Origin of the sequence: Pseudomonas arsenicoxydans (assembly GCF_006438915.1) — a bacterium.
GTDB lineage: Bacteria > Pseudomonadota > Gammaproteobacteria > Pseudomonadales > Pseudomonadaceae > Aquipseudomonas > Aquipseudomonas arsenicoxydans_A.
In genome coordinates, this window is record NZ_RCZE01000005.1 from 19423 (window position 1) to 45558 (window position 26136).

General features: G+C 58.0%; 22 protein-coding genes and 3 pseudogenes. 15 read left to right on the forward strand and 10 right to left on the reverse strand.

What is annotated here, in order from left to right; translation table 11 throughout:
* The first annotated feature begins 151 nt into the window (after nucleotides 1-151).
* Nucleotides 152-752, forward strand: a pseudogene (locus EAH78_RS11490) (eCIS core domain-containing protein).
* A gap of 119 nt (nucleotides 753-871) precedes the next feature.
* On the opposite strand, the gene EAH78_RS11495 reads toward EAH78_RS11490, so the two are convergent.
* On the reverse strand, nucleotides 872-2923 hold the full coding sequence (locus EAH78_RS11495) for a bifunctional DedA family/phosphatase PAP2 family protein (protein WP_240051870.1): 2052 nt from the start codon (nucleotides 2921-2923) through the stop codon (nucleotides 872-874).
* 145 nt (nucleotides 2924-3068) lie between these two features.
* Between EAH78_RS11495 and EAH78_RS11500 the strand changes: the two genes are divergently transcribed.
* On the forward strand, nucleotides 3069-3467 hold the full coding sequence (locus EAH78_RS11500) for a DUF5329 domain-containing protein (RefSeq protein ID WP_140667641.1): 399 nt from the start codon (nucleotides 3069-3071) through the stop codon (nucleotides 3465-3467).
* 95 nt (nucleotides 3468-3562) lie between these two features.
* Nucleotides 3563-4753, forward strand: coding sequence for an MFS transporter (locus tag EAH78_RS11505; protein ID WP_140667642.1), 1191 nt, complete (start codon nucleotides 3563-3565; stop codon nucleotides 4751-4753).
* 170 nt (nucleotides 4754-4923) lie between these two features.
* On the opposite strand, the gene EAH78_RS11510 is transcribed toward EAH78_RS11505, so the two are convergent.
* On the reverse strand, nucleotides 4924-5496 hold the full coding sequence (locus EAH78_RS11510) for a cytochrome b (RefSeq protein WP_140667643.1): 573 nt from the start codon (nucleotides 5494-5496) through the stop codon (nucleotides 4924-4926).
* Between the two features lie 205 nt (nucleotides 5497-5701).
* Here EAH78_RS11510 and EAH78_RS11515 point away from each other — a divergent pair, with 205 nt between their 5' ends.
* From EAH78_RS11515 to EAH78_RS11545, 7 genes are read left to right on the forward strand one after another with little or no spacing between them, the layout of a single operon-like run.
* A complete protein-coding gene (locus EAH78_RS11515) occupies nucleotides 5702-6379 on the forward strand; it encodes a thermostable hemolysin (protein WP_140667644.1) in 678 nt (225 codons plus the stop codon).
* The gene (locus EAH78_RS11520; RefSeq protein ID WP_140667645.1) at nucleotides 6369-7850 is read left to right on the forward strand and encodes an AMP-binding protein; all 1482 of its coding nucleotides are present in this window, start codon (nucleotides 6369-6371) and stop codon (nucleotides 7848-7850) included. Before EAH78_RS11515 ends, EAH78_RS11520 begins: the two co-directional genes overlap by 11 nt.
* The gene (locus EAH78_RS11525; protein ID WP_140667646.1) at nucleotides 7847-8521 is read left to right on the forward strand and encodes a TenA family transcriptional regulator; all 675 of its coding nucleotides are present in this window, start codon (nucleotides 7847-7849) and stop codon (nucleotides 8519-8521) included. Before EAH78_RS11520 ends, EAH78_RS11525 begins: the two co-directional genes overlap by 4 nt.
* Nucleotides 8508-9317 (forward strand): SDR family oxidoreductase, encoded by an 810-nt coding sequence (locus tag EAH78_RS11530; RefSeq protein WP_140667647.1) that lies wholly within the window; start codon nucleotides 8508-8510, stop codon nucleotides 9315-9317. Before EAH78_RS11525 ends, EAH78_RS11530 begins: the two co-directional genes overlap by 14 nt.
* Entirely contained in the window at nucleotides 9314-9958 is a 645-nt protein-coding gene (locus tag EAH78_RS11535; RefSeq protein ID WP_140667648.1) for a tetratricopeptide repeat protein, read from the forward strand. Before EAH78_RS11530 ends, EAH78_RS11535 begins: the two co-directional genes overlap by 4 nt.
* Nucleotides 9959-9969: 11 nt before the next feature.
* On the forward strand, nucleotides 9970-10632 hold the full coding sequence (locus EAH78_RS11540) for a response regulator (RefSeq protein WP_140667649.1): 663 nt from the start codon (nucleotides 9970-9972) through the stop codon (nucleotides 10630-10632).
* On the forward strand, nucleotides 10629-12047 hold the full coding sequence (locus EAH78_RS11545; RefSeq protein WP_140667650.1) for a sensor histidine kinase: 1419 nt from the start codon (nucleotides 10629-10631) through the stop codon (nucleotides 12045-12047). Before EAH78_RS11540 ends, EAH78_RS11545 begins: the two co-directional genes overlap by 4 nt.
* A 239-nt stretch (nucleotides 12048-12286) precedes the next feature.
* Here the strand turns inward: EAH78_RS11545 and EAH78_RS33300 are convergent.
* Nucleotides 12287-12518: pseudogene (locus EAH78_RS33300) on the reverse strand (IS5/IS1182 family transposase); the annotation flags it as partial.
* A gap of 4 nt (nucleotides 12519-12522) precedes the next feature.
* Entirely contained in the window at nucleotides 12523-13545 is a 1023-nt protein-coding gene (locus EAH78_RS11555; protein WP_161599680.1) for an AraC family transcriptional regulator, read from the reverse strand.
* Nucleotides 13546-13669: 124 nt separating this feature from the next.
* On the opposite strand from EAH78_RS11555, the gene EAH78_RS11560 reads away from it, so the two are divergent.
* A complete protein-coding gene (locus EAH78_RS11560) occupies nucleotides 13670-14878 on the forward strand; it encodes a zinc-binding dehydrogenase (protein WP_140667652.1) in 1209 nt (402 codons plus the stop codon).
* Nucleotides 14879-15108: 230 nt separating this feature from the next.
* Here the strand turns inward: EAH78_RS11560 and EAH78_RS11565 are convergent, their stop codons facing one another.
* The 3 genes from EAH78_RS11565 to EAH78_RS11575 form a co-directional block, all read right to left on the reverse strand.
* A complete protein-coding gene (locus EAH78_RS11565; protein ID WP_140667653.1) occupies nucleotides 15109-16218 on the reverse strand; it encodes a formylglycine-generating enzyme family protein in 1110 nt (369 codons plus the stop codon).
* Nucleotides 16219-16330: 112 nt separating this feature from the next.
* Nucleotides 16331-18865 (reverse strand): arylsulfatase, encoded by a 2535-nt coding sequence (locus EAH78_RS11570; protein WP_140667654.1) that lies wholly within the window; start codon nucleotides 18863-18865, stop codon nucleotides 16331-16333.
* Nucleotides 18866-19260: 395 nt separating this feature from the next.
* Nucleotides 19261-20691 (reverse strand): aldehyde dehydrogenase family protein, encoded by a 1431-nt coding sequence (locus EAH78_RS11575; protein WP_140667655.1) that lies wholly within the window; start codon nucleotides 20689-20691, stop codon nucleotides 19261-19263.
* 122 nt (nucleotides 20692-20813) lie between these two features.
* Between EAH78_RS11575 and EAH78_RS11580 the strand changes: the two genes are divergently transcribed.
* Nucleotides 20814-21716 (forward strand): LysR family transcriptional regulator, encoded by a 903-nt coding sequence (locus EAH78_RS11580; RefSeq protein ID WP_170219117.1) that lies wholly within the window; start codon nucleotides 20814-20816, stop codon nucleotides 21714-21716.
* Between the two features lie 40 nt (nucleotides 21717-21756).
* Nucleotides 21757-21924: a hypothetical protein gene (locus EAH78_RS32135; RefSeq protein WP_161599681.1), complete on the forward strand. Its 168-nt coding sequence runs from the start codon at nucleotides 21757-21759 to the stop codon at nucleotides 21922-21924.
* Nucleotides 21925-22257: 333 nt separating this feature from the next.
* Here the strand turns inward: EAH78_RS32135 and EAH78_RS11585 are convergent, their stop codons facing one another.
* Both EAH78_RS11585 and EAH78_RS11590 read right to left on the reverse strand, forming a co-directional pair.
* The gene (locus tag EAH78_RS11585; protein WP_240051871.1) at nucleotides 22258-22635 is read right to left on the reverse strand and encodes a c-type cytochrome; all 378 of its coding nucleotides are present in this window, start codon (nucleotides 22633-22635) and stop codon (nucleotides 22258-22260) included.
* Nucleotides 22636-22729: 94 nt separating this feature from the next.
* Complete coding sequence (locus EAH78_RS11590; protein WP_140667656.1) at nucleotides 22730-23092, reverse strand: DUF6124 family protein; 363 nt, start codon at nucleotides 23090-23092, stop codon at nucleotides 22730-22732.
* A gap of 426 nt (nucleotides 23093-23518) precedes the next feature.
* Here EAH78_RS11590 and EAH78_RS11595 point away from each other — a divergent pair.
* A pseudogene (locus EAH78_RS11595) lies at nucleotides 23519-23911 on the forward strand (DUF4337 domain-containing protein); the annotation flags it as partial.
* A 249-nt stretch (nucleotides 23912-24160) separates the two neighbouring features.
* Nucleotides 24161-25156: a metallophosphoesterase gene (locus tag EAH78_RS11600; protein WP_240051872.1), complete on the forward strand. Its 996-nt coding sequence runs from the start codon at nucleotides 24161-24163 to the stop codon at nucleotides 25154-25156.
* A 34-nt stretch (nucleotides 25157-25190) separates the two neighbouring features.
* Here EAH78_RS11600 and EAH78_RS11605 read toward each other — a convergent pair whose 3' ends face one another.
* Nucleotides 25191-26075, reverse strand: a complete 885-nt coding sequence (locus EAH78_RS11605; protein WP_140667657.1) for a LysR family transcriptional regulator — start codon at nucleotides 26073-26075, stop codon at nucleotides 25191-25193.
* Between the last annotated feature and the right edge of the window lie 61 nt (nucleotides 26076-26136).

Consider the following 26136-nt stretch of genomic DNA (forward strand, 5'->3'; position numbering starts at 1 on the left):
CCGCAGCAACTCTGCGCCCGACTGCGATGCAGTCGTAAATCCGGAAACGGCTCTTTAGTGACGGTGCTGGGTTCGGGTCTACGCTGAAGCGATGCGGGTCATCGAGCAACTGTCATTACTGCTCACGCCGCATCCGTCCCTGGAGCGCCCAATGCCGCCCATCACCACGCGCCTGATGACGCTGCTTTTTCTTTGCCTGACACTTGAAGTGCCAGCCCAGCCCAACCCCTGCCCGGCCGGCCGGCGAAAAACAAGTATGCCTGGATAGCTGCATCTGCCTGCCAGACGTGGGGCAACTGCTCGGCCTCCCACCTGATGGTATCTACCAGATCGCCGCACCTGCCCTGGCGTTGTGGCTGACCCAAGCCCGCGCTGAAGCCGCCATCCCCGACACCCAGCCCATTCCACCGCACATCCGCGAGCAACTGCTGCGCTGGTACGACCCCGGCGTCCTCGATGCCGCGCGCTACAAAGTGAGCGACAACGGCCAACTCACCGCCGCCACTGCCATGCTGCAAAATCCTGATATCGGGGCCGTAACGCTGATCGACATCATCCTCTTTCGGGATGCCCAAACCGCAGAACAAAACGTCGCGCTCTGGGCTCACGAGCTGAAGCATGTGCAGCAGTTTCAGGAATGGGGAGTTGAGGGGTTTGCCCAGCGGTATACACAAGATTTCAATGCGGTGGAGGCGCCGGCTTATGCCGTGCAGGGTGAGGTCAGGCGGTGGCTGCGGGAAGGGAGTCACTGAGGGGCAGCGAAGTTGGCTGTCACCGAGGGGAAACTTTAGACACCACACACTACCAATCCTGCAGACGTGATGGTGGCTTATTTCCGGTCGTGTACCTCATCGCCAGGCATTCGCCGCGATCAGTCGGATATTGGTTTCTGTGTCTTGCCGTGTCGAGCTAACAGGACATTGCCATCCCAATCACCCTTTGCCGCTCCCAGGGGGCGAGGCACAAGTCGTCCACCACCAAGAGCGGCAGCCAGCGTACTTCGCGGTGCATTCATATCGGGCTGTGTCGACGTCAACGTGACGAGGGATAGGGGATGATAGAAGCGCTCCTCGACGACCGAGCCCATCCACAGCGATGAAGTCCGCTCGTTTGTAAGCTCGAAGTCGACGTCCCACACTCTAAGCACGAGGCGCGAGCTGGTCAGTGCGCCACCACTATTCACTCGAATGAACGTCAGACTCGGGAGGCGACCACTGGCAAACAGTGGAATAACTGGAAGAGCTGCCGAGTCGGTCTGGGTGGAAAGCCAATTCAGGGCACTTAATGTTGTCCAGGCCGTTGAGTCGCGCCACCCGTTACGCAGCAGGACATCCTGCAATTCCGGCAGGTCACCGGCCCACTGTAACGTCAGCGGCTCATTCGTCTCGCCAGTCAGGTCGATGCGCCGTGCCGGCAGTTGTTCCCAACCCGACGCCCACCAATCCGTGGCGGTCATAGACGGAGCCCCTGTCTTGATGGCATAGCGATCGCTGTCTGTCGCATGGCTACGATAGACATTGAGTCCTCCGACGAGCATCAGCGCCAAACATCCGGCGGCGAGCAGGCCCATAGATCCAATGCGTCCGGCTTCGCGCCTCAGGTAGGACAGGCTGAGCAACGCCAGCCACGCCGACCCGAATGCCATCCCCCCGAGCACGTCGGAAAACCAATGCGCACCGAGGTAGAGCCGCGAGAAGGCAATCAGAAATATCAAGGTTGCTGCGCCGAGAGTGACCACGAGGCGCCATGCCGGGCGGCTCTCACGCGCGATGAGAAAAGCAAGGAAGCCGTAGAGCACGAGATTGACCGTGCTATGGCCGCTGGGGAAGGAAAATGCACTCCACCCAGAGTAGAGAAGTTCACCGGGGCGAGCTCGATGCAACGCGAATTTGATGACCGTGTTGAGCACCGAAGCGCCGGCAATCGCAGCCAGCCAATAGGTCGCTGTACGCCAGGCGCGTTTCCACAGGAGCCATAGCAGGACAACCATCGTGACCGCCACCACGACCGTGGTGTCGCCGAGTTCTGTAATGGCGATCATCACGGCGTCGCCTGGTGCTGTACGAAGATCCTGGAGCAGGTGGTATATCGCGCTGTCGGCGAGCAGCAATGGGTCACCGGTGACGATATCTTCAAGGATGCCAAAGAAGAGCCAGGCTGCACCGACGAGAAGCACTGCTGACAATGCGAGAGCCCGTGCTTCGGGCCGAGAAGGATCGAGTAAATGGGTGACGCCGCGGCTTAACCAGGTGTTGTGGGTGCCTGCCCAGTACCGCAGCCGCATCAGTGCGTCGATGAAGTAAGGGACACCGCGACGCACGGTCCAGCGTACGAGATGCAGGAGTGCCCAGCCGGCCGCGAGTAAAACGACCAGCAGGATCGCAAGCGGCTTTGCAGCCGCTCCGAGCATGCGGAACGTCGCGCCGGCGAGAACACCTGACAGGATATGCGTCGACGCCCAAGCGAGCGCCGAGACGATATTGACCGCATAGAATCGACTGACCGCCATTCCCATTATTCCGGCGAATAGCGGGATGAAGGCGCGGACGCCGGGTACGAAGCGCGCGAAAAACACACTCTTGGTGCCGTGACGTTCGAAAAACACCTCGCTGCTCTGAATCAGTTCAGGGTGGCGGTTCAAAGGCCAGAAGCCAAGAATCTCGCGGTGATACCGATGCCCGAGCCAGAACGAAAGACCATCACCCGCGATGGCACCTAACGTGGCGGCGACGAGTAACGGCCAGAGCAGTAATACGCCGCTCGGCACCAAGGCACTGAGCGCGAGGATCACGGCTGTACCGGGAACGACGGCACCGATGATCGGAATTGACTCGGAAAGTGCCAGAAGTAAGACAGCCAGATAGGCAACATGCGGATTCACCGTGAGGAACTCGATGATCGATGAGACCAGGGACGTCATCATTCGCTGGCAGCCTATGCAATGTCGGTGAGGAGGCGATCGATGTGCGTGTCTTCCCGATCAGTCGCCATCAAACGTTTACAGGCAGTACAACCCAAGGACTATCATCAGAGCTGCATTCATTCCACTTTCAGCACGAGGATGAATCATGCGTGTGTGGATAGGAGCGATCGCCAGGCTTATTAGCCAATTGATAATCGCCGCTGGTATCAGCCTTATTGCAATCGTAACCAATGTGCAGGCTCAAGCCACATCTCAAGCCACCCAAGAGATAAAGAGCTTGTTGGACTTTGTCGAGCATAGTGAATGTCAGTTTGTGCGTAACGGGGACGAATTCCCAGGCCCCCGGGCTCGGGCGCATCTGGAGAAGAAGCTGAGTTATCTCGAAGGCAAGAATAGGGTGAACAGCGCGGAAGACTTCATCGATCTAGCGGCCAGTAAAAGCAGTATGAGTGGCCGCGCCTATGAGGTGCGATGCCCAGAAGGCGCGCAACCGGCACGTACCTGGCTGATGAAGGAACTACAGAGGCAACGGCAGCTTCATTGATTTTTTCCGCTCTGACGGGAACCTGGTTCGCCTGCGTGCACGACTAAACCGCTTTTTCAGTCTTTCCCGGGTGCCGATAAGTACAGGATGAAACTATGAGTAGCGGAAATTCAAACACCACGGCCGAGCGTTTTGGTATTCCGCGCACAATTTGGGCTCTTGGCTTTGTCAGCCTGTTCATGGATCTATCATCGGAGTTGGTACACAGCTTATTGCCTGTGTTTTTGGTCACAACATTAGGTGCGAGTGCATTGACCGTCGGCGTGATCGAAGGTATTGCCGAGTCGACCGCCATGCTCGTCAAGATATTTTCTGGTGCTATCAGCGACTTTATGGGGCGGCGCAAAGGATTGCTGTTGCTCGGCTATGGTTTAGCTGCTCTGACCAAACCACTTTTTCCTCTGGCTCATTCCGTTGAAGTGGTCTTCACCGCACGCTTTCTGGATCGAATTGGCAAAGGCATTCGTGGGGCACCACGAGATGCTCTGATCGCAGATGTGTCGCCACCAGAAATCCGTGGCGCCTGCTTTGGACTGCGGCAGTCGATGGATACCGTAGGGGCTGTTCTTGGCCCTGCTCTGGCCATCGTGCTCATGTTATGGCTCGCCGATATACAGCTTGTCCTGTGGTTTGCAGTTATTCCGGCAGCGGTAGCGGTGGCGCTCATTGTCACAGGCGTAGAAGAGCCCACACACCGCCCCAGCGATCACACATTTCGATCGCCAATTCATTGGAAAGTCCTGGATGACTTTTCCTCTGGGTATTGGTGGGTTGTTATCGTTGGAGGAGTGTTTACGCTTGCCCGTTTCAGCGAGGCGTTTCTGGTATTACGGGCGCAACAGATCGGCCTGTCGGTCACCTGGACTCCACTGGTGATGGTGGTGATGGCACTTTTCTACACGCTGTCCGCCTACCCAGTCGGCTGGCTATCTGATCGCATCAGTCGCATCAAACTGCTTTGTGTGGGGATGGCCATACTCGTCCTTGCGGATTTGCTGCTTGCTCAGTCCAGTTCTGTCATTGCGATGATGTTGGGAATTGCCTTGTGGGGGCTTCATATGGGATTCAGCCAAGGCATTCTTGCCTCGCTGGTAGCAGATAAAGCACCCACGGAACTCAAGGGTACGGCCTTCGGTATTTTCAACCTTGTCAGTGGTGTATGCCTCCTGATCGCCAGCGTTCTTGCAGGCTGGCTTTGGCAAAACTTTGGGTCGGCCAGCACTTTTCTCACCGGTGCGTTGCTTGCCACAACAGCTCTGCTCTTACTGTTATTCAAGAAGCAGTAAGCGCAAACAAAAAATCTCACACGCTCATGCGCACTGATTACATGTCCCTCTGTGGCGACGAACCAGTTTGTAGCGACAGAGGGTCGGGCTCACGCCTGAAGGGTTTGTGATTTGTCTGATTGGTATTCAGGGCGACTGCAATAGTCCGTGCACCGTTACCCGATCCAGGATCATCGCTGCCGCTGATTGTCCGCAGTGCCAGATCGACCGGGCAGCATGCGGGTCAGGGTGTTGTCGCGAATCCAATAGTGATGGAACAACCCTGCCGCCGCGTGCAAACCAATCAGCCAGTAACCGGCACTGCCGAGCAGTTCGTGCCAATGCCTGAACTGCCGGGCCAGGTCCGGATCAACCGCCACCAACGACGGCAGAAAGAACCCGAAATAAGGCATCGGCTTACCGCCAGCAGAAAGCATCAGCCAGGCCAGCAGCGGCGTGGCGATCATCAATACGTACAACGCCAAATGCATCAGGTGCGAAAAGCCGGTCTGCCACATTGGCAATGCGGGGGTGATGGGCGGACGAGGCGTGAGTCGCCCGAGCAATCTCACCCAGACCAAAATCAAAATGCTCAACCCGAATAGCCCATGAAGCCCCAGAAACAGGCCCTTCAAGGCATTCCCGCGGGGGAGCATGCCTTTGAGCTCGATACTGGCGTAGACGCCTGCAAACAAGGCCAGCATCAGCCAGTGCATCGTCATCGAAAGTTTTCCATAGCGGGGTGCTGCTGAATTGCGGGTCATAAGGCGCCTCGTAAAGTCGTTGCCGGCTGGCGAGTCACTCGCCCAGCCTGGGTCCGATTTGTCATCGGACTGGCGAGCCGCACACTGCCCGTCAAGTCTTAAGGCAATCTGAAGACTGTTCCCCTCCTCCTTTTTTCCACCTTCAGACTCTCTTAAGCAACGCCTTCGATACTCCACCCAAACTGCCCCGTGGAGGCGTCTTCCCATGCCCGATTTTGAGTGGAACATCGCGCTCCCCTTGCGTTTCGGCCAAACCGAAACCGAACAGATGAGTTTGCACAGAGCGCTGCCGGACGAACCCCGGCGCCCCCTCTTCGAAGACTTTATCCAGCAACGTTTTCGCAAGGCCCACGGTGCTGACATCCGTCATTTCATGCCGCAACTGTTCGGCATGAGCAACGCGTCGAACGAACTCTGTGCAGTGGCCGGGATTCGCATGGCGAGCGTCGGCCAACTTTTTCTGGAGCGTTATCTGGACGAATCGATCGACCCGCTGATCAGCGCGGCCGCCGATCACCCGGTGGACCGTGCCGGCATCGTCGAAGTCGGCAATCTGGCCGCCAGCGACACCGGCAGCGCACGGATGAGCATCATCGCCATCACTTACCTCCTGGCCATGGGGGGTCTGGAATGGGTGGCGTTCACCGGCAACGTCGGCCTGGTGAACAGCTTTCATCGGCTGGGTTTGAAACCGGTGACGCTCTGCGCTGCCGATCCCGAGCGGCTGGGTGATGAGCGCCACCACTGGGGCAGCTATTACGAGAGCAAGCCCTGGGTTCATGTTGGCAACATTCGCGCTGGCTTCATCCATTTGCACAACAGCGGGATGTTCAGTCGCCTGGGGTTGCCAACGTCCAACGAGGAATCCAGCCATGTCGCCTGAAACCGAGCGTTTCAAACAGGCCCTGCACAGCCATGCCGAACGCACGCCCACCGCGATTGCGTTGTGGGGCGATCAGGTGAAAGTGGACTACGCCACGCTGTACGCCGAAGTGCTGACTCGCCAGCAGCGTCTGCGCGACGAACACGTCAGTGTGCTGGCGCTGGCGCTGGACAATGGCGTTGAAGCAATGCTCTGGGACCTGGCCGCGCTGTTCGAAGGCCTGACTTGCCTGACGTTGCCACCGTTTTTCAGCCCGGCCCAACGCCGCCACTGCCTGGAACAGAGCCACGCCGAACGAGTGATTGCCGAACCGCAACTGGACGCCGAATGGCTGGAGGCCGGCTACGAGAAAGCCGACGGTTTCTGGTGCCGGACCTTCATAGGCCCGAACCGTCTGCCCGAGGGGACCGCCAAACTGACCTTCACCTCTGGCACCACGGGTACGCCAAAGGGTGTGTGCCTGAGCGCGCAGAGTATTTTGACCGTCGCTCGCGAACTGGATCAGGCCAGCAAACCCACCGACCCGCAGCATCACCTGGCGCTGTTGCCCTTGGCGATCCTGCTGGAAAACCTCGGTTGCTATGCCGCGTTGTATGCCGGTGCAACCTTGAGCCTGCCCAGCCAGAAAACCCTCGGCATCCAAGGGGCCAGCGGCGTGGACGTGCCACAGCTGCTCGGTTGCCTGGCCGTCCGTGCCCCCGAAAGCCTGATTCTGGTGCCGCAGCTGTTACTGATGTTGGTCAGCGCCGCCGAGCAGAAAGCCTTCAACCCCGGCACGCTGCGTTTTGCCGCGGTGGGTGGCGCGCGGGTGTCCGAGGAATTACTGCACCGTGCGCGCCGTATCGGCCTGCCGGTATATGAAGGCTACGGACTGTCGGAGTGCGCCTCGGTGGTGAGCCTCAATCGGCCAGGCGCGCGCCGACCCGGCAGCGTGGGCCAGCCCCTGCCCCATGCAGAGATTCGCTTGGCCGAGGACGGCGAAGTGCTGGTCAAGGGTTCGACCTTGCTCGGTTATCTGGGCGAAGCGCCACCCACCGACGATTGGTGGCCTACCGGTGATCTCGGCGAATTCGACCCCGAAGGTTTTCTCTACCTCAACGGGCGCAAGAAGCATCAATTCGTCACCAGTTTCGGGCGCAACGTGAACCCGGAGTGGGTCGAGTCCGAATTGACCCAGCGCCGCCACGTCGCCCAGGCCTTCGTCTACGGCGAAGCCCTGCCGCACAACCATGCGCTGCTCTGGCCCTCGCGCCCTGACTGCACCGACGACGAACTCGCCGCCACCGTCGCCCAGGCCAACGAAGCCTTGCCCGATTACGCCCAGGTCCATCACTGGACCCGACTGGATCAACCCTTCACCCCCGCCAATGACCTGCTGACCGCCAATGGCCGACTGCGCCGCGACGCCATCGTCGAGCGTTACCGGGCGCAATTGTCTGAACCTGCATTTTCCGAGGAATCCGCATCATGAGTTTTTTCGACCGGCTACAAGAAGCCACGCAACAAGAACGCCATGCGCTGTTCAATCTGCCGATCATTGTCGACGCCCTCGAGGGCAAGGTCAGCCTGGAAAGCTATCGAGCCTTCCTGGCGCAAGCTTATTACCACGTGCGCCATACCGTGCCCTTGATGATGGCCTGCGGCGCGCGTCTGCCATCGCGCCTGGAATGGCTGCGCAAAGCCGTTTGCGAGTACATCGAGGATGAATACGGCCACGAACAATGGGTCCTCAATGACATCGAAGCCTGCGGCGGCGACAAGGATGCGGTGCGCCATGGTCGTCCGTGCCTGTCGATCGAACTGATGGTCAGTTTTCTCTACGACCTGATTGCCCGGGACAACCCGGTCGGCCTGTTCGGGATGGTCAACGTGCTTGAAGGCACCAGCATTGCCTTGGCCACTCACGCCGCCGGCAGCATTCGCGAGCGGCTGGATTTACCGGAAAGCGCCTTCAGCTACCTCAGCTCCCATGGCTCCCTGGACATCGAGCACATGCAGACCTATCGCCGACTGATGAATACCCTCGACGATCCGGCTGACCAGGCGGCGGTGATTCACGCGTCCAAAGTGGTGTACACGCTTTACACCGACATGTTCCGTGGCTTGCCACGCGACGGGGAGACATTGCATGCGCCTGTCTGAAGCTCGAGTGGTACTCACCGGTGCCAGCGGTGGCATCGGCCTGGCGATTGCGACTGCCCTGTGCGCCAGTGGTGCCAGGGTGCTCGCGGTGGCGCGGCAACAAGAACCGTTGGCGCCGTTATTGGCGCGCTATCCGCAGCACCTGTGCTGGATCGGCGCAGACCTGACCGTCCTCACCGATCGGCGCAAAGTGCTGGCGGCTGCCCAAGCCATTGGCGGGATCAACTTGCTGATCAACGCCGCCGGAATCAATCACTTCGCCATGCTCGAACAACTTGAGGACAGCGACATCCACGCAATGATGGCGGTCAACATCAGCGCCCCCATCTGCCTGACCAAACTGTTGCTGCCGCTGCTCAAAGAAGCCGAGAGCGCGATGGTGGTGAATGTCGGCTCGACCTACGGTTCCATTGGTTACCCCGGTTACGCCAGCTACTGCGCCACCAAATTTGCCCTGCGGGGGTTTTCCGAAGCCCTGCGCCGGGAACTGGCGGACACCCGCGTCAGCGTGCTGTATGTCGCCCCGCGCGCCACCCGCACCCGCATGAACAGCCCGGCGGCGCAGGCCTTGAACGATGCGCTCAAGGCCAACGTCGATGATCCGCAAACGGTCGCGGCGGCCGTGATCCATGCCATTGCCGGTGATCACCGCGATTTGTACCTGGGTTGGCCGGAACGCTTTTTCGTGCGTTTGAATAGTCTGCTGCCCCATCTGGTGGACAAGGGTTTACGCAAGCAACTGCCACTGATTCGGCGCCTGAGTGAAAAGCCCGATAACGAGAACCTCAAACCATGAAAAAAATCATCGTTTGCCTGCTGGCCGGCGCCTTGAGCCACAGTGCCTGGGCGCTGGACCCCGCCGACCAGCAACGCCTCAAGGGTATTCAACAAGAATGGGCGCACATTCAATACGAAGTACCCGAAGCGCAGCGCACGGCAGCGTTCGAAGCACTGGCAGCCCAGGCTTCCGCGTTCACCCAGCAACGCCAATCGGTGGCAGAAGCGTGGATCTGGTCCGGCATCGTCACCAGCAGTTGGGCCGGTGCCCAAGGCGGTCTCGGCGCGCTGAGCAAGGTCAAGGCGGCGAAAGCCGACCTGGAAAAAGCCCTCACCCTGGACCCAAAAGCTCTGCAAGGCTCAGCCTACACAAGCCTTGGCGCGCTGTATGACCGAGTGCCGGGCTGGCCCATCGGTTTTGGTGACTCGGACAAGGCCGAACAGTTGCTCAAACAGGCCTTGCAACTCAACCCGGACGGCATCGATAGTCTGTACTTCTGGGGCGATCACCTCTACCGTCAAAAGCGCTACAGCGAAGCCAAAAGCGCGCTGCAAAAAGCGTTGCAAGCAGCGCCAAGGCCCGGACGTGAAACCGCCGATGCGGGGCGACGCAAAGAGATTGAAGCGTTGCTGGTGGACGTGAACAAGAAACTCGACTGACAGGAGTTCGTGTGCGCTTATTACTGATCGAGGACGACGTTGCCCTCGGCGAGGGCATCCATCAGGCCCTGGGCCGTGAGGGTTACACCGTCGATTGGCTCCAGGATGGCGCCAGCGCCTTGCACTCGCTGCTGAGCGAAACGTTTGACCTGGCGGTGCTCGACCTCGGCCTGCCGCGCATGGACGGGCTTGAAGTGTTGCGGCGCTTGCGTGACAGCGGCTCCAACCTGCCGGTGCTGATCCTCACCGCGCGGGACGATACCGAGGACCGCATTGCCGGGCTCGATGCCGGGGCCGACGACTACCTGATCAAACCCTTTGACCTGGCAGAACTCAAGGCTCGCCTGCGGGCCTTGCTGCGGCGCAGTGCCGGACGTGCGCAAATGCTGATCGAGCACGCTGGCATCAGCCTGAACCCCGGCACCCAGCAAGTCAGCTATCACGGTGAGCCGGTAGCGCTGACGCCCAAGGAATATCAGCTGCTGCACGAATTGCTCTCGCCGCCCGGCCGGGTCATGACCCGCGATCACCTGATGCAGTTGTTGTATGGCTGGAACGAGGAAGCCGAAAGCAACACCCTGGAAGTGCATATCCACCACTTGCGCAAAAAATTCTCCACCGACCTGATCCGCACCATTCGCGGTGTTGGTTATCTGGTGGAGGAGCGTCGATGACGTCGATCCGACGCCGCAGCCTCACACTCATCATTGGCCTGATGCTGGTCGGCGTGGCCGTGATCAGCCTGTTCAATCTGCGCGACAGCAATCACGAAATCGCCGAAGTCTATGACGCCCAACTGGCTCAGAATGCCCGGCTGTTGCAAGGCGTGATGCGCATGCCCATGGCCAACAAGGAACATGCCGACCTGTATCAGGCCTTCAATAAAGCCTTGGGCGAAGCAGATCCCAGGGTCGACGGCCATCCTTATGAAACCAAAATGGCGTTTCAGGTCTGGAACCGTCGTGGCGAAGTGCTGGTCCACACGGCCAGCGCGCCCTCTTTCAACACACCGCCAGCCACACCCGGTTTCAGTGATGTGGTTGACCTGTCCAACCGCCACTGGCGCGCGTTTCTGCTGGAAGACAAACAGAATGAGCTGAAAATCTGGGTCGGCGAACGGGACGACGTGCGTGCTGATCTGGTGGATCGGATCATGCGTCATACCTTAGGGCCCAATGTGCTTGGCAGCTTGATTCTGGCGGCGCTGATCTGGATCGCTATCGGCTGGGGCCTCAAGCCTCTGGAAAACATGGCGGCGACCTTGCGGGCACGGCACAGCGGCTCTCTGGAACCGTTGCAACTGACCCCGCTGCCCAGTGAACTGGAGCCGATGCAAGCGGCGCTCAATCGCATGCTGGCGCAAATTCAGGAAGTGCTGGCCCGCGAACACCGCTTCATCGCCGATGCGGCCCACGAAATGCGCACGCCGTTGGCGGTGTTACGGGTGCATGCGCAAAATCTGCTGGAGGCCGGTACCGAGGAAGAACGCCGAGACTCGCTGGAGTTTTTGATCGCCGGCGTCGACCGCACCAGCCGCCTGGTCAATCAATTGCTGACCATGGCCCGCCTGGAGCCCAAAGCCATGGCGCCGGTGCAGCACAGCATCGACCTGGCCGAAATCGTGCGCGGCAGTCTGGCGCAGCTGACGCCGTGGATACTGAGTAAGAATCTTGAGCTGGCCTTCGACGTCCAGGACCGCCCTTTTATAGTGGTGGCCGACGCTGCCGCGATCGATATTGCGCTGAACAACCTGATCAGCAACGCGGCAAACTTTTCCCCGGATCAGGGCGTTATCACCGTGCAGTTGAGCCAGGCGGACGGCTTCTATTTGTTGAGTGTCGAAGACCAGGGACCAGGCATCGACGAAGCAGATCGCGAGCGATTGTTCGAACGGTTTTACAGCCGCGGGAATGTCCAGGGCGCGGGACTGGGGCTGACCATCGTCAACACCATCGCGGCTCGGTTGGGTGGACGCATCACGCTGGTCAACCGACCGGAAGGCGGGTTGCGTGCGACGCTGGCGATTCCGGACGGCCAGTCCTGCGCGCCTTTGCAACGCACCCCGCGCGAGTTGCCGCCGAGCGTTTGAGTAAAATCTCAGGCTGTTCCAGCTGATCGGAGTCCTTGAGGGAGTGAGGTTATTGGGTGAGTTTGAGGTTTTTTGCTTGGTGCAGGCGCACCTATTCCGAGGATTCGCCTCAGGTGGGCAAACAACATTTCGACCTTTTTATGTTCGTGGCGAGAGCGCTGATACGCCGGCGTTGTTGCAATGCGCCAAGCCATATCCCGAACGGCTTCATGGACGCTGCGGGCGATCTTGCGAAACTCAGTGTTCGGGACCTCCGCCGTGCGATGAACGGGTGTGGGCTCCGCATCCACGATGACGCCGTGTTCCGTATCGATCAGATAGTTCGTGATATAGCCGAAGAACGCTGGGCCTCCTGGAGTAGCGGTTCAGCGAGCCTTAGGATCCGTCATCGACAGCCGCTTCGGTAGCGTTTCGCGCTAGAGCCTCTTCATCGAGGGCTTCAAGGTACACACGCACGGCGCGAGTATTCATAAGCCTATTCACGCCAGGCAGAAAGCAAGATCGCTGCGCGGACATTTTTCGGCGCGATGCCGAACCAGCGTTGGCACGCCTTGTTGAAGGAGCTTTGCTCGGAGTAACCGAGCAGCCCGGCAATCTGCGCTATCGGCATACCCTGTTGTGCCAGGTACTCCTCTGCGCGCTGACGTCGAACCCTGTCAACCAGAATCGAAAAGCTGAGCCCCTGCGCCATCAGGTGCCCTTGCAGCGTGCGCTCGTGCATGCAGACGTGTGCCGCCACCTGCTTCAAAGTGCACGTACTAGTCCCCAGCAGACGCTCGACCAAGGCCCCGACCTGGTCGGCCAGATTCATCGGACGCTGCCCGATGATGCTCTCGACATAGTTTTGCGCCATGCGTACCAGACCAGGCTGAGTCGGGTCGATTTGCTGCGCCAGCACATCGGCGTGGACCAACAACGCATTGACCTTTTCCCCGAAGCGCACTTCGCAACCGAACCAATCGCGATAGCGCCGCTCCGGAAGGCTGGGCATATGACGCAGAAACACGAGTGCGGGTCGGACCGTCTCACCCGCCAGCAATTTCAGCACGTTGCGCGTAACACCCAGCGTTAGCTCTGTCACCTGATTGCGTTGTGGGCAATCCTCGACATCGATAGTGAACCCGATGCGGCGCAGTTCCGGCGCATTATCGGTTTCCACTGTTATGCGCAGACTAGGGCTGTGGTAATGCAAGTAACGACCAATCACGCCAAAGGCTTCGCCCACAGTCTTCGCCCCCTGCCCGACGATGGCCAGCGGCCCAAGCACTTGCAACCCTTGCCGCTCAGCCAGCCTCAGCCCGAAATCTGCGCACGGCAAGCATTCGGCCGTCGCCTGCAACAGTCGGATAGCATGACTGTAGGGCACCATGCCCTCGTCATCGTCGAGTGTTGCAGATGCAATTTGAAACCGGTCCAGCAATGGCAGCGGATCACCGCCCAGATCGTTCACGAGCGCCCGGTAGCCGGTCAGGGATGCACTGCGCACCATCACTTGCATCTTTAGCTTTCCTTCATGGCCTTTCGTCTCAGGACAAAAATCTTTCGCCTTTGGACAATATTGTAGCCGAGTGGCGGCGCACAATTGCTGGCACCCTCGTTTCAACCACGGACTAATAAAAATTATGCGCGCCGTCATCTGTAGGGATCAACAATTGCGCGTGGGCGATCTTGATTTGCCCACGCCAGCCACCGGTCAAATGCTAGTGCAAGTACTGCGCTGCGGGATCTGCGGCTCCGACCTGCATGCGCGCCAGCATTGCGGTCATTGGGGCGATCTGATGCGGCGCAGCGGATACGATGGCTTCGTAAAACCCGGACAGGAGGTGGTGTTCGGCCACGAAATCTGTGCGGAAGTGGTCGAGCACGGGCTTGGCTGTGACAAGAAGATTAAACCCGGCACGGTGGTATGCGCAGTACCTGTCTTACGCAACGGAACCACTATTGAAATGCTGGGTTTTTCTGCTCAGGCTAGCGGCGGCTATGCCGAGCATATGCTGTTACAGGAAAGCATGATGATGCCGGTGCCTAATGGCTTGTCGCCCGACCTGGCAGCCCTGACCGAACCAATGGCAGTCGCGCTACACGCGGTGAACCGTGGCGAACTCAAACAACGGGACGTCGCCATTGTCATCGGTTGCGGGCCGGTGGGCCTGGCGGTGATTTGTGTGCTGAAGGCGCGCGGCATCAAAACCATTATTGCCAGTGATTTTTCAGCAGGCCGTCGCGTGCTGGCGGCCAAATGCGGGGCAGACATCGTGCTTGATCCGGCCAAGGATTCGCCGTTCGCGAACTGGAAGGCAATGGGTCATATCGGCGAACTGAGCGGCGCATTGGAATTGGCCGTGGGCACACGCGAGAAGCTGGGCAAGCTGCCTTTGCCATGGTGGCACACCTGGCGTCTCGCCGAAGCGTTCGGTGCGAAACCGCCACGCCCGGTGATCTTTGAGTGCGTGGGCGTGCCAGGGTTACTGCAGAATGTGATCGACGGCGCACCCATGTTTTCGCGCGTGGTGGTGGTCGGTGTCTGCATGCAGAGTGACACGCTGGAACCCGCTATCGCCATCAACAAGGAAATCGATTTACGTTTCGTGCTCGGTTACACGCCGCTGGAATTTCGCGACACCTTACACATGATCGCCGACGGGAAACTCAATTGCGCGCCGCTAATCACGGGCACCGTAGGGCTGAACGGCGTCGAACAGGCATTCACCGCCTTGGGCGATCCCGAGCAGCACGCCAAAATCCTGATAGCCCCCGCGACTTCAATTCCGCTTCACAACGTCAATACACCCAACGACAGCAACAGGATCACCTCAGGCCCGATGGCTTGAAAGGCGCCGCACAATCTGTCGGGAACGTGCAATGAACAAGACTAATAACGCCTAAAAAAACGGCGGCGCCTGGATGAACTATTGGTGCTCAGGGCTGCGCGTAATTCATCCCGACGGGTTATTGCGTTTGACACGGCATGTCAGCTTTGGGGCCGATTACTGCCCGTCACAACCGGCAGAAATTGGCCCAGGAGCAGCCATTCCACGCATCATCCGCGCTCTAATTGGACTCAGCGGTTGTTTTCCCATTGATCATCACTCATCGCCAAGCGAAAGCCGAGATGCGACATGGAGTTCATGGGATCCGCGCCCTGTCTTGCACTCGTTCGAAAACTCGTGCAATAGCTGTCACTACACAGAAAAGATCCACCACGAATCACACGTTGTGGTGCATTAGCCGTTACGCCCAAGTCAGGGTCATAGCTATCGGATGGGCCCATCGGATTCAGCGCTACTGCGCCAGTCGACTTGAGGCCGACCTTAAAGGCATCAGCGCGGTACCAATCGGCGACCCACTGCCAAACGTTTCCCGACATGTCATATAGCCCATAAGTGTTAGGTCGGTAACTGCCTACTGGTTTAGTGCCAATTTTGAATTTATTGCTGGAACCCGTCACCGGAAACGGCTGTACCTCATCCCAGGTATTTGCCATTTTTTCACCTTTGGGTGAGAAATCATTCCCCCACGCATAGTTTGCTTGTTCCAACCCGCCCCTTGCGGCGTACTCCCATTCAGCCTCTGTTAGCAGGCGTTTATGCGCCCATGCTGCGTAGGCCTCTGCATCTTCTCGTGAGACCTGAACGACCGGATGGGTTTCTTTCCCCTCAATGGAGCTGTCCGGGCCGGAGGGGTGACGCCAGTCCGCGCCGGGTACAAACGCCCACCACTGACTGAAATCGTCCAGCGGAATGGGCCGGTCCGTGCCCACGAAAACCAATGCACCGGGCACCATGACACTGTCGTCAGGCGCAGGCGTGCCTGGCGGTAGTTGTACTTTCAGATCGTCCCATTTAGGTTTGCGTTCGGCAGTAGTGACGTAGTGTGTTGCCGCAATGAAACGGGCGAAATCGGCATTGGTGACGTCATAACGGTCGACCCAGAAACCATCGAGTTTCACCTTGTGAGCCGGTCCCTCATTGGGCCGCGCTTTCTTATGATCGCTACCCATCAAAAATTCACCAGCAGGCAGCCAGACCATTTCCAGAGGACCGTTTTTTCCATCACCCAACGTCAAGGGCGATGGAGTTCGACTGTACTGATACCAAGCCAATGCCAGGCAGCCGCAAACAATCCCGGCTGCAATTATGGCAATACCCAATCGCTGTTTTTTGATAAGCATTTGCGATCCTGTTGGTTTCTGTCGACGTACGCGCATATCCACGCCTTGATCACCCACCGACAGCAGCCCCTCGACTTATAGGGATTGCTGTCTGAGGCACCTTCGCTACTCGTTATTCGCTGGTTTTATTGTCACGTTGCGCCTGCAAGAGTTTCTGTTCGTCCTCCGGCGTCAGTTTTGGTCGGCTGACCGTCAGCGTGATTTTTTCAATTTTGCCGGTAAAGGCGAATGGCGGTTGGTAGTCCTGATCGTCCACCCCGGTCAGCGTGTCTGAACCAATATCGAGGCTTTCGTCCCATTGCAAAATCAGAGGAATCGTCCGTTCCATCTTCTGCTCTGCGACGGCTTCACCGTCTACTTTCAGTACGCCGGTACCCCCTCGGCCAATACCAGACATGTTATTGAACGCGAGGGTTCCCATACCAAGGCCGTCGTATTTGAAGTCGAACTCAAGAACGTGCTTGCCGGGTTTCAGCTCCGGCCCCTCCCAACGCTGACGCTTGAGGTCCACCAGATTCCACAGGAATACTGGCTTGTTTTTCAGCAGGTAAAAACCGTACCCACCGAAACGTCCGCCTTGGGTGATCAACATCCCGTCGGCGCCGCCTGCCGGCACTTCAACCTCGGCCTTGAAGGTGTAAGAGGTATTAAGAACCGAGGGCGCATCACCGTTGGGAATGCCCGTCAGCGGCGTCGTCCATGTGAACTCGTTACGTCCGGCAGTCAAGCTGGGACGCGGTGTCACCAGTCGCGTCGCAACCGTCGAATCGAGTGGCAGTACCTGATACTTCTGCGCCTCGGTCCAAAAAATATCCTGCATTTCCTTAAGCTTCTCTGGAAATTTAGCAGCGACGTCTTCGGACTGCGTCCAATCCTTGTGCAGGTCGTAAAGTTCCCAGGGGAAAGCGGCGGGGTCCTGACTCACGTTGCCCACGATGATCCACGGTGGTCGCATGACTTTCGAGCTGGCGATCCAGCCGTCGTGGTAGATCGCATGGTCACCCATCATTTCGAAGTACTGGGTTTTGTGATTTGAGGGCGAGTCGGCATTTGCCTTATTGAACGTATACATCATGCTGACTCCCTCAATGGGACTCTGCGTGATGCCATCGACCACTTTGGGCTGGTTGACCTGCGTTGCTTCGAGGATGGTCGGTACGACATCGATGACATGTTGGAACTGGTTACGGATACCACCTTTGTCTGTGATCACCTTCGGCCACATGATGGCCATGCCTTGCCGGACGCCACCGAAATGCGAGGCGATCTGCTTGGTCCACGAAAAGGGGGTATCAAATGCCCATGACCAGGCCACCGACATGTGATTGTAGGTTTTATCCGAGCCCCAATCGTCGTAGAAATTCTTCAGTTGGTCAGCGACCGGCACATTGACGCCATTGAAACTGGCGACCTCGTTCGGAGTGCCGAGTAATGTGCCCTCAGCGCTACCACCGTTATCGCCGCTGATGTAAATGACCAAGGTGTTGTCGAGCTTGCCCATGTCCTCGACGGCCTGGATGACACGACCGATTTCATGGTCGGTATAAGCGACATACGCGGCGAATACGTCGACTTGGCGGATGAACATTTTCTGTTCGTCCGGCGACAGCGTGTCCCAGTCCTTGAGCAGATCCTTGGGCCAAGGTGTCAGCTTGGCGTCGGCTGGAATCACACCTAGTTTTTTCTGGTTTTCGAAAATCTGATCCCGAAGCTTGTTCCAGCCCTGATCAAACAACTTCATCTTGCTGATTTTCTCGATCCACTCCGGTGTTGGATGGTGTGGCGCGTGCACACCGCCCGGCGCGTACTTGATAAAAAACGGCTGGTCAGGTGCCACTGCATTGATGCGATTCACGTAGTCGATTGCGTCATCGGCCATCGCCGTGGTCAGGTTCCACCCTGGTTTGCCTACAAACGGATAGATTTGTGTGGTGTTACGAAACAGGTTGGGCGCCCATTGATTAGCGTCGCCACCAATGAATCCGTAGAAGTACTCGAAGCCCATCCCGATTGGCCATTGATCGAAAGGCCCGTCCTGGCTCGCTTGAAAGGTCGGGACATTGTGATCTTTGCCGAACCATGCAGTTCGGTATCCATTGTCTTTGAGCATCCGTCCGATTGTCGCTTTATCGCGCGAGATGATGCTGTTGTAGCCAGGGTAGCCAGAGGACTGTTCTGATATGACGCCGAAGCCAACCGAGTGATGGTTGCGCCCGGTCAGAAGCGCCGCACGAGTGGGCGAGCACAATGCTGTCGAGTGAAAATTTGTATAGCGCAGTCCATCCCGGGCGACCCGATCCAGGGTGGGCGTTGGAATCACTCCGCCAAAGGTGCTGGGTGTGCCGAAACCAGTGTCATCGGTAATGATCAGCAGTACGTTTGGCGCCCCCTTGTGTGGCTCTATACGCGGTGGCCAATAAGGTTTCGACTGAGCCGCATTACGTTCAATCGAGCCCTCAAACTTAGGGGGCGGCGCCGGAATCTGTTCGCCGCTGATAGTCACTGTAGCGCTTGGTGAGCCCGGTACCCCGTTGATCACATCGTTGCCCGCACTGGCAGGTTGCACAACAGATGCTGTTAGAGCGAATACCAAGATCCCTAGCAGTTTGCCCGTCCGTGTATCAGTGTCTGGTTTGACGTTGCACATGGAACCTCCTAGATATTGATCCATCACCCAGGCGGCGTGCGACGCCGTGCCAGGCATCCCACTTAAATCGTTATAGGTTTAATTCTGTTTTGGTATTGATTGAACTGAAAAATGTGCGTTACGCAGATTGCGTGTTTATGTGGCGCAGAAAAGATAATCAACACAGACATCGAATATCACACCTGCATTCAAGCGATGTTGATGCTTGAGCATAGATCAGCTATTACGTCCGTCCAGCCAAGAGGTCAGTGGCGTAATACACGCTAATCACTACGACAGACAAATGATCGCTATATTGGGTCGTTTGCAGTCCTTCGGGACAGGCTGCAATCGGCCAATAGCCGACGCTGGCTGCCATTCCCCCTCCAGTGCTCCCAGTCAGGAACCTGACCCAGTCATTGCAACGGGTCATACCTGATCAACGTCTTCGGCTCCAGATACGCGCTCATCCCCCACCTGCCCATTTCGCGCCCAAGACCTGAATGCTTGAATCCACCGAAGGGGGCACGTGGTTCGTGTGCCAGGGTGTTGATGAGCACGCGTCCCGAATCGATCTGACGGGCAACGTTCATACAACGTTCGGCGCTTTTTCCCAGCACCAGGGCGCTCAGCCCATAGTCCGTATCGTTGGCAATGCTGATCGCATCGGCATCATCCTCGTAGGGGATGATTGACAGGACGGGGCCGAAGATTTCCTCACGAGCGATGCGCATCCGGTTGTTGGCATCAGTAAAGATCGTGGGCTTCACGAACCATCCGGCATGCAAGCCTTCCGGGCGACCTTCGCCACCCGCCAACAACCTCGCGCCTTCTTCCTGGCCGGTACGGATGTAACGCTGCACCCGTTCCCATTGTTTCTGGCTCACCATCGGACCGATGTCGGTGTCGGCGTTGCGTGGATCGCCCGATTGAATCTGTGAGACATCCTCCTTCGCAATCCGCTCGAACTCTGCCAGCCGGCTGCGCGGCACGAGGATGCGAGTGCCCGCAATGCAAGCCTGGCCGCTATTGAGAAATCCGGCTTGCAGCACCAACGGCATGACCGCCTGGAAATCAGCATCGTCAAGCACCACGGTGGGCGACTTGCCGCCCAGTTCGAGCGTCACGCGCTTCATGGTGTCGGCACCGGTTCTTACCAGATGCTGACCGACAGCGGACGAACCCGTGAACGAGATCTTGGCAACGTCGGGATGACGGGCGATCTCCTCGCCAACCACATCGCCCCGTCCGTTGACGACATTGAATACACCCGCTGGCAGACCTGCCTCGTGCAACGCCTTGACCACGACCTGCGTCTGCAACGCGCTCATCTCGCTGGGCTTGATGACGGCGGTGCAACCTGTCGCCAGCGCGGTGGCCAGCTTGTTGCAGATGAAGCCCGCATTGCTGTTCCAGGGCGTGATCAGACCGGTCACGCCTACGGGCGTCAGAATGACCCTGGCCATGCCGACCTGTTCCTCGAAATCGAACGCCTCCAGTGCATCGATTGCTTGTGCAATCACATCGGCTGGATAAGTCGCCATCCAGCGCCCGCGAACCGCAGGCGCGCCGTATTCCACGAGGATGGCTTCCAGCAGCTCCTCCTCCCTTGCCGCCATGGCCCGGTGCATGCGTTGCAGTGCCGCAATGCGCTCCTCCCGGCTAGTACGAGCCCACGCCGGGAACGCAACCTTCGCGGCTGCAATCGCACGCTGTGCGTCCAGTGCATCGCCCAGCCGAACCTGACCGATGACTTCCTCGGTGCTCGGGTTATGAAGGTCGAACCATTCCTGACCGTGTGGAATGACGAACTCGCCGTTGATGTAGATATGTTCAATGCGTTGCATGGCGACTCCTCGCTCAAAATGACTCACCCGAATCGAGCCTCTGTGATGAAGTCTAAGAAGGGTTCATTATTCCGATAAGCCATCCTTTGGCTTATGAAGCATCCTTATATTCAGGACAATCCATGCACAGAACAGGAATGACCGAGCTGGAAGTGGTTCTGGCCGTCGCCCGCCGCAGCAGTTTTCGGGGCGCAGCACAGGAGTTGGGCATGTCCACCACCGCCGTGAGCAGCGCGGTGGCCGGCCTGGAAGCACGCCTGAAAGTGCGCCTGTTCAATCGCTCCACGCGCAGCGTTGCCCTCACCGACATCGGGCAACGTTATGTGGAACGCATCGCCCCGGCGTTGGCACAAATCAAAAGTGCCGACGAACAGGTCAGCGTCGGCCCCGATGAACCCAGCGGCACACTGCGCATCAACGCCCCGCACGGCGCGGCTTACCTGCTGCTGGATCCACTGCTCAAGCAGTACGCTGAGCGGTATCCCGAGATGCGCATCGACATCGTCAGCGAATCAAGCATGGTCGACATCATCGCCGGGGGCTTTGACGCAGGGATTCGTCTGGCAGAGTCGGTACCGCAAGACATGATTGCCGTGGCACTGTCCGGTGATATCCGGATGCTCGTGGTGGCAACGCCTGAGTACTTCGAACGCCATGGCGTGCCCGAGCACCCGCGAGACCTGCTCAGCCACCAGAGCATCGGCATGCGCATGGCCCATGGTGGCCTCTACCAGTGGGAATTGGAGCGCGATGGCCAAAAGCTGCAGATGGATCTGCCGGTGCGATTCGCCTCCAACGAGATGCTGGCCATCAAACAGGCCGTGTTGTTGGGTCTTGGTATCGGTTTCATTTCCGAGTGGTTCATCCAGGAAGAACTGGCATGCGGCGCCCTGGTGCCGGTGCTGATGCCGTGGTGCCCGTCGTTTGGCGGGTTGAAGCTTTACTACTCGGGCCATCGCTTCGTGCCGTCGCGATTGCGTGCACTGATTGAACTGGCGCAGGAGTTGCGGCCCACTGTGTTTTGATCATGTTTCGCCGCCTTTTTATCGTCCAATGGAATACCCCATGAAAACCCGCCAACTGCATCGCTTGCTCCAGGGTTTGAACGTCGCCGTGTTGTTTGCGCCCACCGGTCCGTTGCAGGAGCTGTGCATGAGTAGTGGATGGGCTGAGACTTATTTGAAGGTCGCCGGCAAATTTGATGAGGTTGAAAGGTTGCTGTGGGGAAGATGAGATTGATTGGCCCTGCGATAGACAAAAAAAGGGGGGGTAGCACACCGTTGCGGCGTTCATTCGACCCGGTTTTAGGATTGTCATGCACAGGGCGCTTTCGAGCCTGCCGGTCTACTCGCGTACGGGTCTACAAACCAGTGCAAGCTGCCACCCCTTCGGCCAAAAGCTACCCATCAGCAAGGGTGGCTTTCGGCTGTGGATTCAACCGGGCGATGCAACACAACTAAATTCTGTGTAAGCAGGAGGAGTGTTGCAGATGAAGCAGAGACCTCGGATCACTGGCAGAAAGGCGACTCGCTCCAACAGATCGCCCAACTATTTGATCGAAACCACTCATCGATTTGTTGAAATAACACCACCCATGTATTGATTCAAATCGCGCAGATCTTTAACGCTCCATGCGTACGGCGATAGCTTTACACCGTTCTCTCGTAACGTTTTTGGAATCAAGTCTCCATTGGGACGAAGTATTATCGATGACACAATCACGCCAGGATAATCATTTAATCGTTTTTTGAAAGCGGAGGTAGTTAGATCAGGTGTAGGAGGATTGCTCTTATTAGCCAATGGCCCTGTTGCTTTGAGATCTACTCCGTGGCACATGGCGCATCGCTGTAAATAGAGGTTTTTTCCATTAACATTTTCAGCGAAGGACAGTGATGTTTGTATTAGCGATAACATCCCTAGTGAAGCGATGAATAATATTTTCACTGTTTTTATCTTCCTTGATGGGATTAGCGTTGATTGGATGCAGTTTGGTGCACTCTGTGGCGAGAAATCAGTTCCCCGCCACAGAGGGCCGTGCTTACTCTTTCAGTTCAACCTTATCCAGCGCCTGATTCACCGCCAATTCCCCCAACATCACTACTTGCGTAATCCCCAGCAGGGTCTTGCGGTGTGAGTTCTCCAATAACGCCGCGAGATTACTGAGCATGGTCGTAGCCGACCCCAGTGATTCGCTGGCGTTGACCAGCAGGGATTCGGTGTTGCACTTGGGATTGGCGAGGAACATCGGTTCCGGTTCGTGGGTGCTGGCCATGATTTGGGCGGCCGGGTTGAGGTAGTGGTCGAGGGCGCGTTCGGCCGCTTCGTGGAATTTTTTGGAATCGAGGGATTCGTAGGGCGATGCCGGATCGGTTTCCGGTGGGTTGGGTGTTGGTTTGATCATGGATGGAACCTCTAGCGCGAATACTTAAAGGAGCCATCACCCTCGCTACCAAACGAAGGGTGGCGGCCATACGCGGGTTGGTAGACCGGTCGCACTAGAACCCGGCGCCCACGAATGGGCCCCACGCATGACCACCATGAAAGCAGAGTCTAAAAAACGACTGTGCAAGGTGACGCCATGCATCTAGGCATAAACCGGGCTACCAAACCCGATCACTGTTTTTCAGTGACACAGCCACGATAGAACCCGTGCCCCAGACGCACAAGCCGGCGGATTCTGTCTTACCCGTAGGCGATGGCGCAAGGCGTTGTAGCCTTTGGCTGGTAACAGGAGGCTTCGTTTAAACAGATAGGGGCTTTGTTGTTTAAGCGCCAGACGAATAGAAGCAAATAACTGTGTCAGGCAAATGAAATCCATGTGGGAGCGAGCAACGCGGCCATTCAGAAGACCGAAGCCGCCAACGAGTGGAATTACTACCAGGCCAAGTCCAGCCGGCAGAACCTGTCGGAGCTGGCAAGCAATCTCCCGGGGTTGGATTCCGCTCACTATGTTGCTGAGGCGCGGCGTTATGCGGAACAGAAGGAGCAGGCGCGCCAGAAAGCGGAGGAACTCGAACAAGGGGCACGCGATTGGGACGAGAAGTCAGAACAGCTGCTGCATCAGCATCACCGCTGGGCCCAGGCAATGACGGCGATTCAAATTGCAATTTCGTTGGCGGCCATTACCCTGCTGACGCGTAAGGAATGGCTCAAGCGGGTCTCGTTCGGGGCCGCCAGTGTTGGCGTCATGTTGGGTTCGTTGGCTTGGCTGCATATCTAAGCGAGGCAATTCAAAAAAGCAAAAAAGGGATGTTGTACGCCAAGCCGTCATCGACGGCTGTCGCCAGGAAAAGCTTCACTGGATAATGCGCACACTACGATTTTTTAACACATCGTGAACAACTGGCGTGCTCTATTGCCGGGAGAAGGATGACCTTGAATCCTTCCCTGCCAATTCCCAGTGGGTCGCCGATTGAAACGCACGAGTTCCCCCAGAGTATTTGTAAAACGTTCGGTGCTCAGAAGGATCGTGCTGTGCTCAGGCGCCACCTTCGCCGTTGCGCTGATCGCGGGCGGCTACTGGCTGTCTACGCCGCCCGCTCCCTATGTTCCGCTGAGCGGCCTGGACCCTGCGTCGGTCTCGATGATCGCTGTGGGCGATCAAGGCAGCGGTAACCTGCAACAGTGGCGGGTGGGTCAGGCCATGGAGCGAGTCGCCGCCAATGAGGGGCGGCTGAACATGGTGGTGTTCCTGGGCGACAACTTTTACGGCAAACCCTTAGGCAGCACGCATGATCTGAGCTGGCAAACCAAATTCGAGCGTGTCTACTCGGGGCACTGGCTGAGTCATGTGCCGTTCTACGCGGTGCTGGGCAATCACGATTACCCGGTGTCGCAACAGTACGAGATTGAGTACGGACAACAGCACAAGGGGTCGGGCCGCTGGCAGATGCCGATGAATTTCTACGTCAAGGACTTCGGTGACGTCGACGGGCGCCCGTTGGTGCGAATGGTGTTCCTAGACACGTCAGCGCCGCGTGAAAGTTTGCAGCAGCAAATCGACTTTATTGATCAGGCGTTCCAGGCACCCGGTCCGGTGCCGGTGTGGCGTATAGCGGCGTCCCACCATCCGGTGCGCGATCAGGGCCAGAACGCTGAACAGTCGGACCTGGTGGTCAGTCTTTTACCCGCGTTGCAACGTAACAAAGTGGATCTGCTTTTATCTGGCCATGACCACAATCAGCAATTGGTGTTGCGTGCAGGAGAACCTGCGTGGGTCATCTCCGGTGCAGGCGGGCAGACACTTGATCCCTTGGATAGCCCTGCCCCCGATAGCACGTTCGCTGCAGCACGGGCCGGGTTTGCCAAACTCGACCTGAACGCCCATCAACTGCGGCTGGCGTTTTACAGTGATCGAGGCGATCTGGAAACCGGCTATCGCTGGGCCAGAGAGTGTCAGTGGATGGCCAAAGGCTGCTTACTGCCCGAAGCGATGCAAGGGACCACCGCGCAGTTGGCACAATGATGCAATCGCTGCTTTTCAGGCTGGCCGCGATTGGCTATCCCAGCAACAATCCCTGCTCCGCCTCACACAACCCCACCACATAATCCCAAACCACCCGCAGCCGCACCGACTTGTGCAGCTCGCGCCGGGTACTGATCCAGTAACTGCGCTCAATACTCTCATCCGGCAACAACGCCACCAGATCCGCATCAGCACTCGCCATATAACAAGGCAACACCGCGATCCCCAACCCCGAACGCGCTGCCTGTTGCTGGGCGATGACGCTAGTGCTGTGAAACACCACCCGTGGATTGCGGCAGAAGCTATTAAGGAACATCAGTTCCTGGCTGAACAGCAAGTCGTCTACATAGCCAATCCAGGCATGACGCCCGAGGTCTTCGCGACTGCGCAACGGTGGTGAGCGGTCGAGATACGCCTGGCTGGCGTAGAGCCCCAGTCGGTAGTCGGTGAGTTTGCGGGTGACCAGCATGTCGGCGGCCGGGCGTTCGAGGTGGATGCTGATTTCGGCTTCGCGGTTGAGGATGCTGACGAAGCGCGGCACCGCTACCAGTTCCACTTCGAGACCCGGGTAGCGTTCGAACAAACCGTTCATGCGGCTGGCGAGGAACATGATGCCCAGCCCTTCCGTGACCCCGACGCGAATTTTGCCCAGCGGCGCGGTGGACTGGGTGATTTCTTCCTGGGCCAGCAACGCGACGTTTTCCATGGCTTCGGCGTGTTTGAGCAGCGCTTCGCCGGCCGGGGTCATTTCATAACCCTGGGCATGCTGGACGAACAGCGCCGTGCCGAGGCTCTTTTCGATGGCCTCGATGTGCCGCGCGACCGTGGCGTGGGTGGTGTTCAAACGGCGAGCAGCGGTGAGCAAACGCCCGCTGCGCTGCAACTCGAGAAAAAACCGCAGGTCATTCCAGTCGAACATGATCCGTCCTTGAGGCAAGGCTGTTTAAAAACGCACAGCGGCTGCGCAAAAACTAACATTC

Excerpts from the sequence above, each read along its gene's own strand:
- EAH78_RS11530 (WP_140667647.1), top strand. The coding sequence starts at position 8,508 with ATGCGCCTGTCTGAAGCTCGAGTGGTACTCACCGGTGCCAGCGGTGGC.
- EAH78_RS32135 (WP_161599681.1), top strand. The coding sequence starts at position 21,757 with ATGAAAACCCGCCAACTGCATCGCTTGCTCCAGGGTTTGAACGTCGCC.
- EAH78_RS11570 (WP_140667654.1), bottom strand. The coding sequence starts at position 18,865 with ATGTGCAACGTCAAACCAGACACTGATACACGGACGGGCAAACTGCTA.
- EAH78_RS11495 (WP_240051870.1), bottom strand. The coding sequence starts at position 2,923 with ATGATGACGTCCCTGGTCTCATCGATCATCGAGTTCCTCACGGTGAAT.
- EAH78_RS11525 (WP_140667646.1), top strand. The coding sequence starts at position 7,847 with ATGAGTTTTTTCGACCGGCTACAAGAAGCCACGCAACAAGAACGCCAT.
- EAH78_RS11605 (WP_140667657.1), bottom strand. The coding sequence starts at position 26,075 with ATGTTCGACTGGAATGACCTGCGGTTTTTTCTCGAGTTGCAGCGCAGC.
- EAH78_RS11545 (WP_140667650.1), top strand. The coding sequence starts at position 10,629 with ATGACGTCGATCCGACGCCGCAGCCTCACACTCATCATTGGCCTGATG.
- EAH78_RS11515 (WP_140667644.1), top strand. The coding sequence starts at position 5,702 with ATGCCCGATTTTGAGTGGAACATCGCGCTCCCCTTGCGTTTCGGCCAA.
- EAH78_RS11560 (WP_140667652.1), top strand. The coding sequence starts at position 13,670 with ATGCGCGCCGTCATCTGTAGGGATCAACAATTGCGCGTGGGCGATCTT.
- EAH78_RS11580 (WP_170219117.1), top strand. The coding sequence starts at position 20,814 with ATGCACAGAACAGGAATGACCGAGCTGGAAGTGGTTCTGGCCGTCGCC.
- EAH78_RS11535 (WP_140667648.1), top strand. The coding sequence starts at position 9,314 with ATGAAAAAAATCATCGTTTGCCTGCTGGCCGGCGCCTTGAGCCACAGT.
- EAH78_RS11500 (WP_140667641.1), top strand. The coding sequence starts at position 3,069 with ATGCGTGTGTGGATAGGAGCGATCGCCAGGCTTATTAGCCAATTGATA.
- EAH78_RS11565 (WP_140667653.1), bottom strand. The coding sequence starts at position 16,218 with ATGCTTATCAAAAAACAGCGATTGGGTATTGCCATAATTGCAGCCGGG.
- EAH78_RS11590 (WP_140667656.1), bottom strand. The coding sequence starts at position 23,092 with ATGATCAAACCAACACCCAACCCACCGGAAACCGATCCGGCATCGCCC.
- EAH78_RS11510 (WP_140667643.1), bottom strand. The coding sequence starts at position 5,496 with ATGACCCGCAATTCAGCAGCACCCCGCTATGGAAAACTTTCGATGACG.
- EAH78_RS11520 (WP_140667645.1), top strand. The coding sequence starts at position 6,369 with ATGTCGCCTGAAACCGAGCGTTTCAAACAGGCCCTGCACAGCCATGCC.
- EAH78_RS11505 (WP_140667642.1), top strand. The coding sequence starts at position 3,563 with ATGAGTAGCGGAAATTCAAACACCACGGCCGAGCGTTTTGGTATTCCG.
- EAH78_RS11555 (WP_161599680.1), bottom strand. The coding sequence starts at position 13,545 with ATGCAAGTGATGGTGCGCAGTGCATCCCTGACCGGCTACCGGGCGCTC.
- EAH78_RS11575 (WP_140667655.1), bottom strand. The coding sequence starts at position 20,691 with ATGCAACGCATTGAACATATCTACATCAACGGCGAGTTCGTCATTCCA.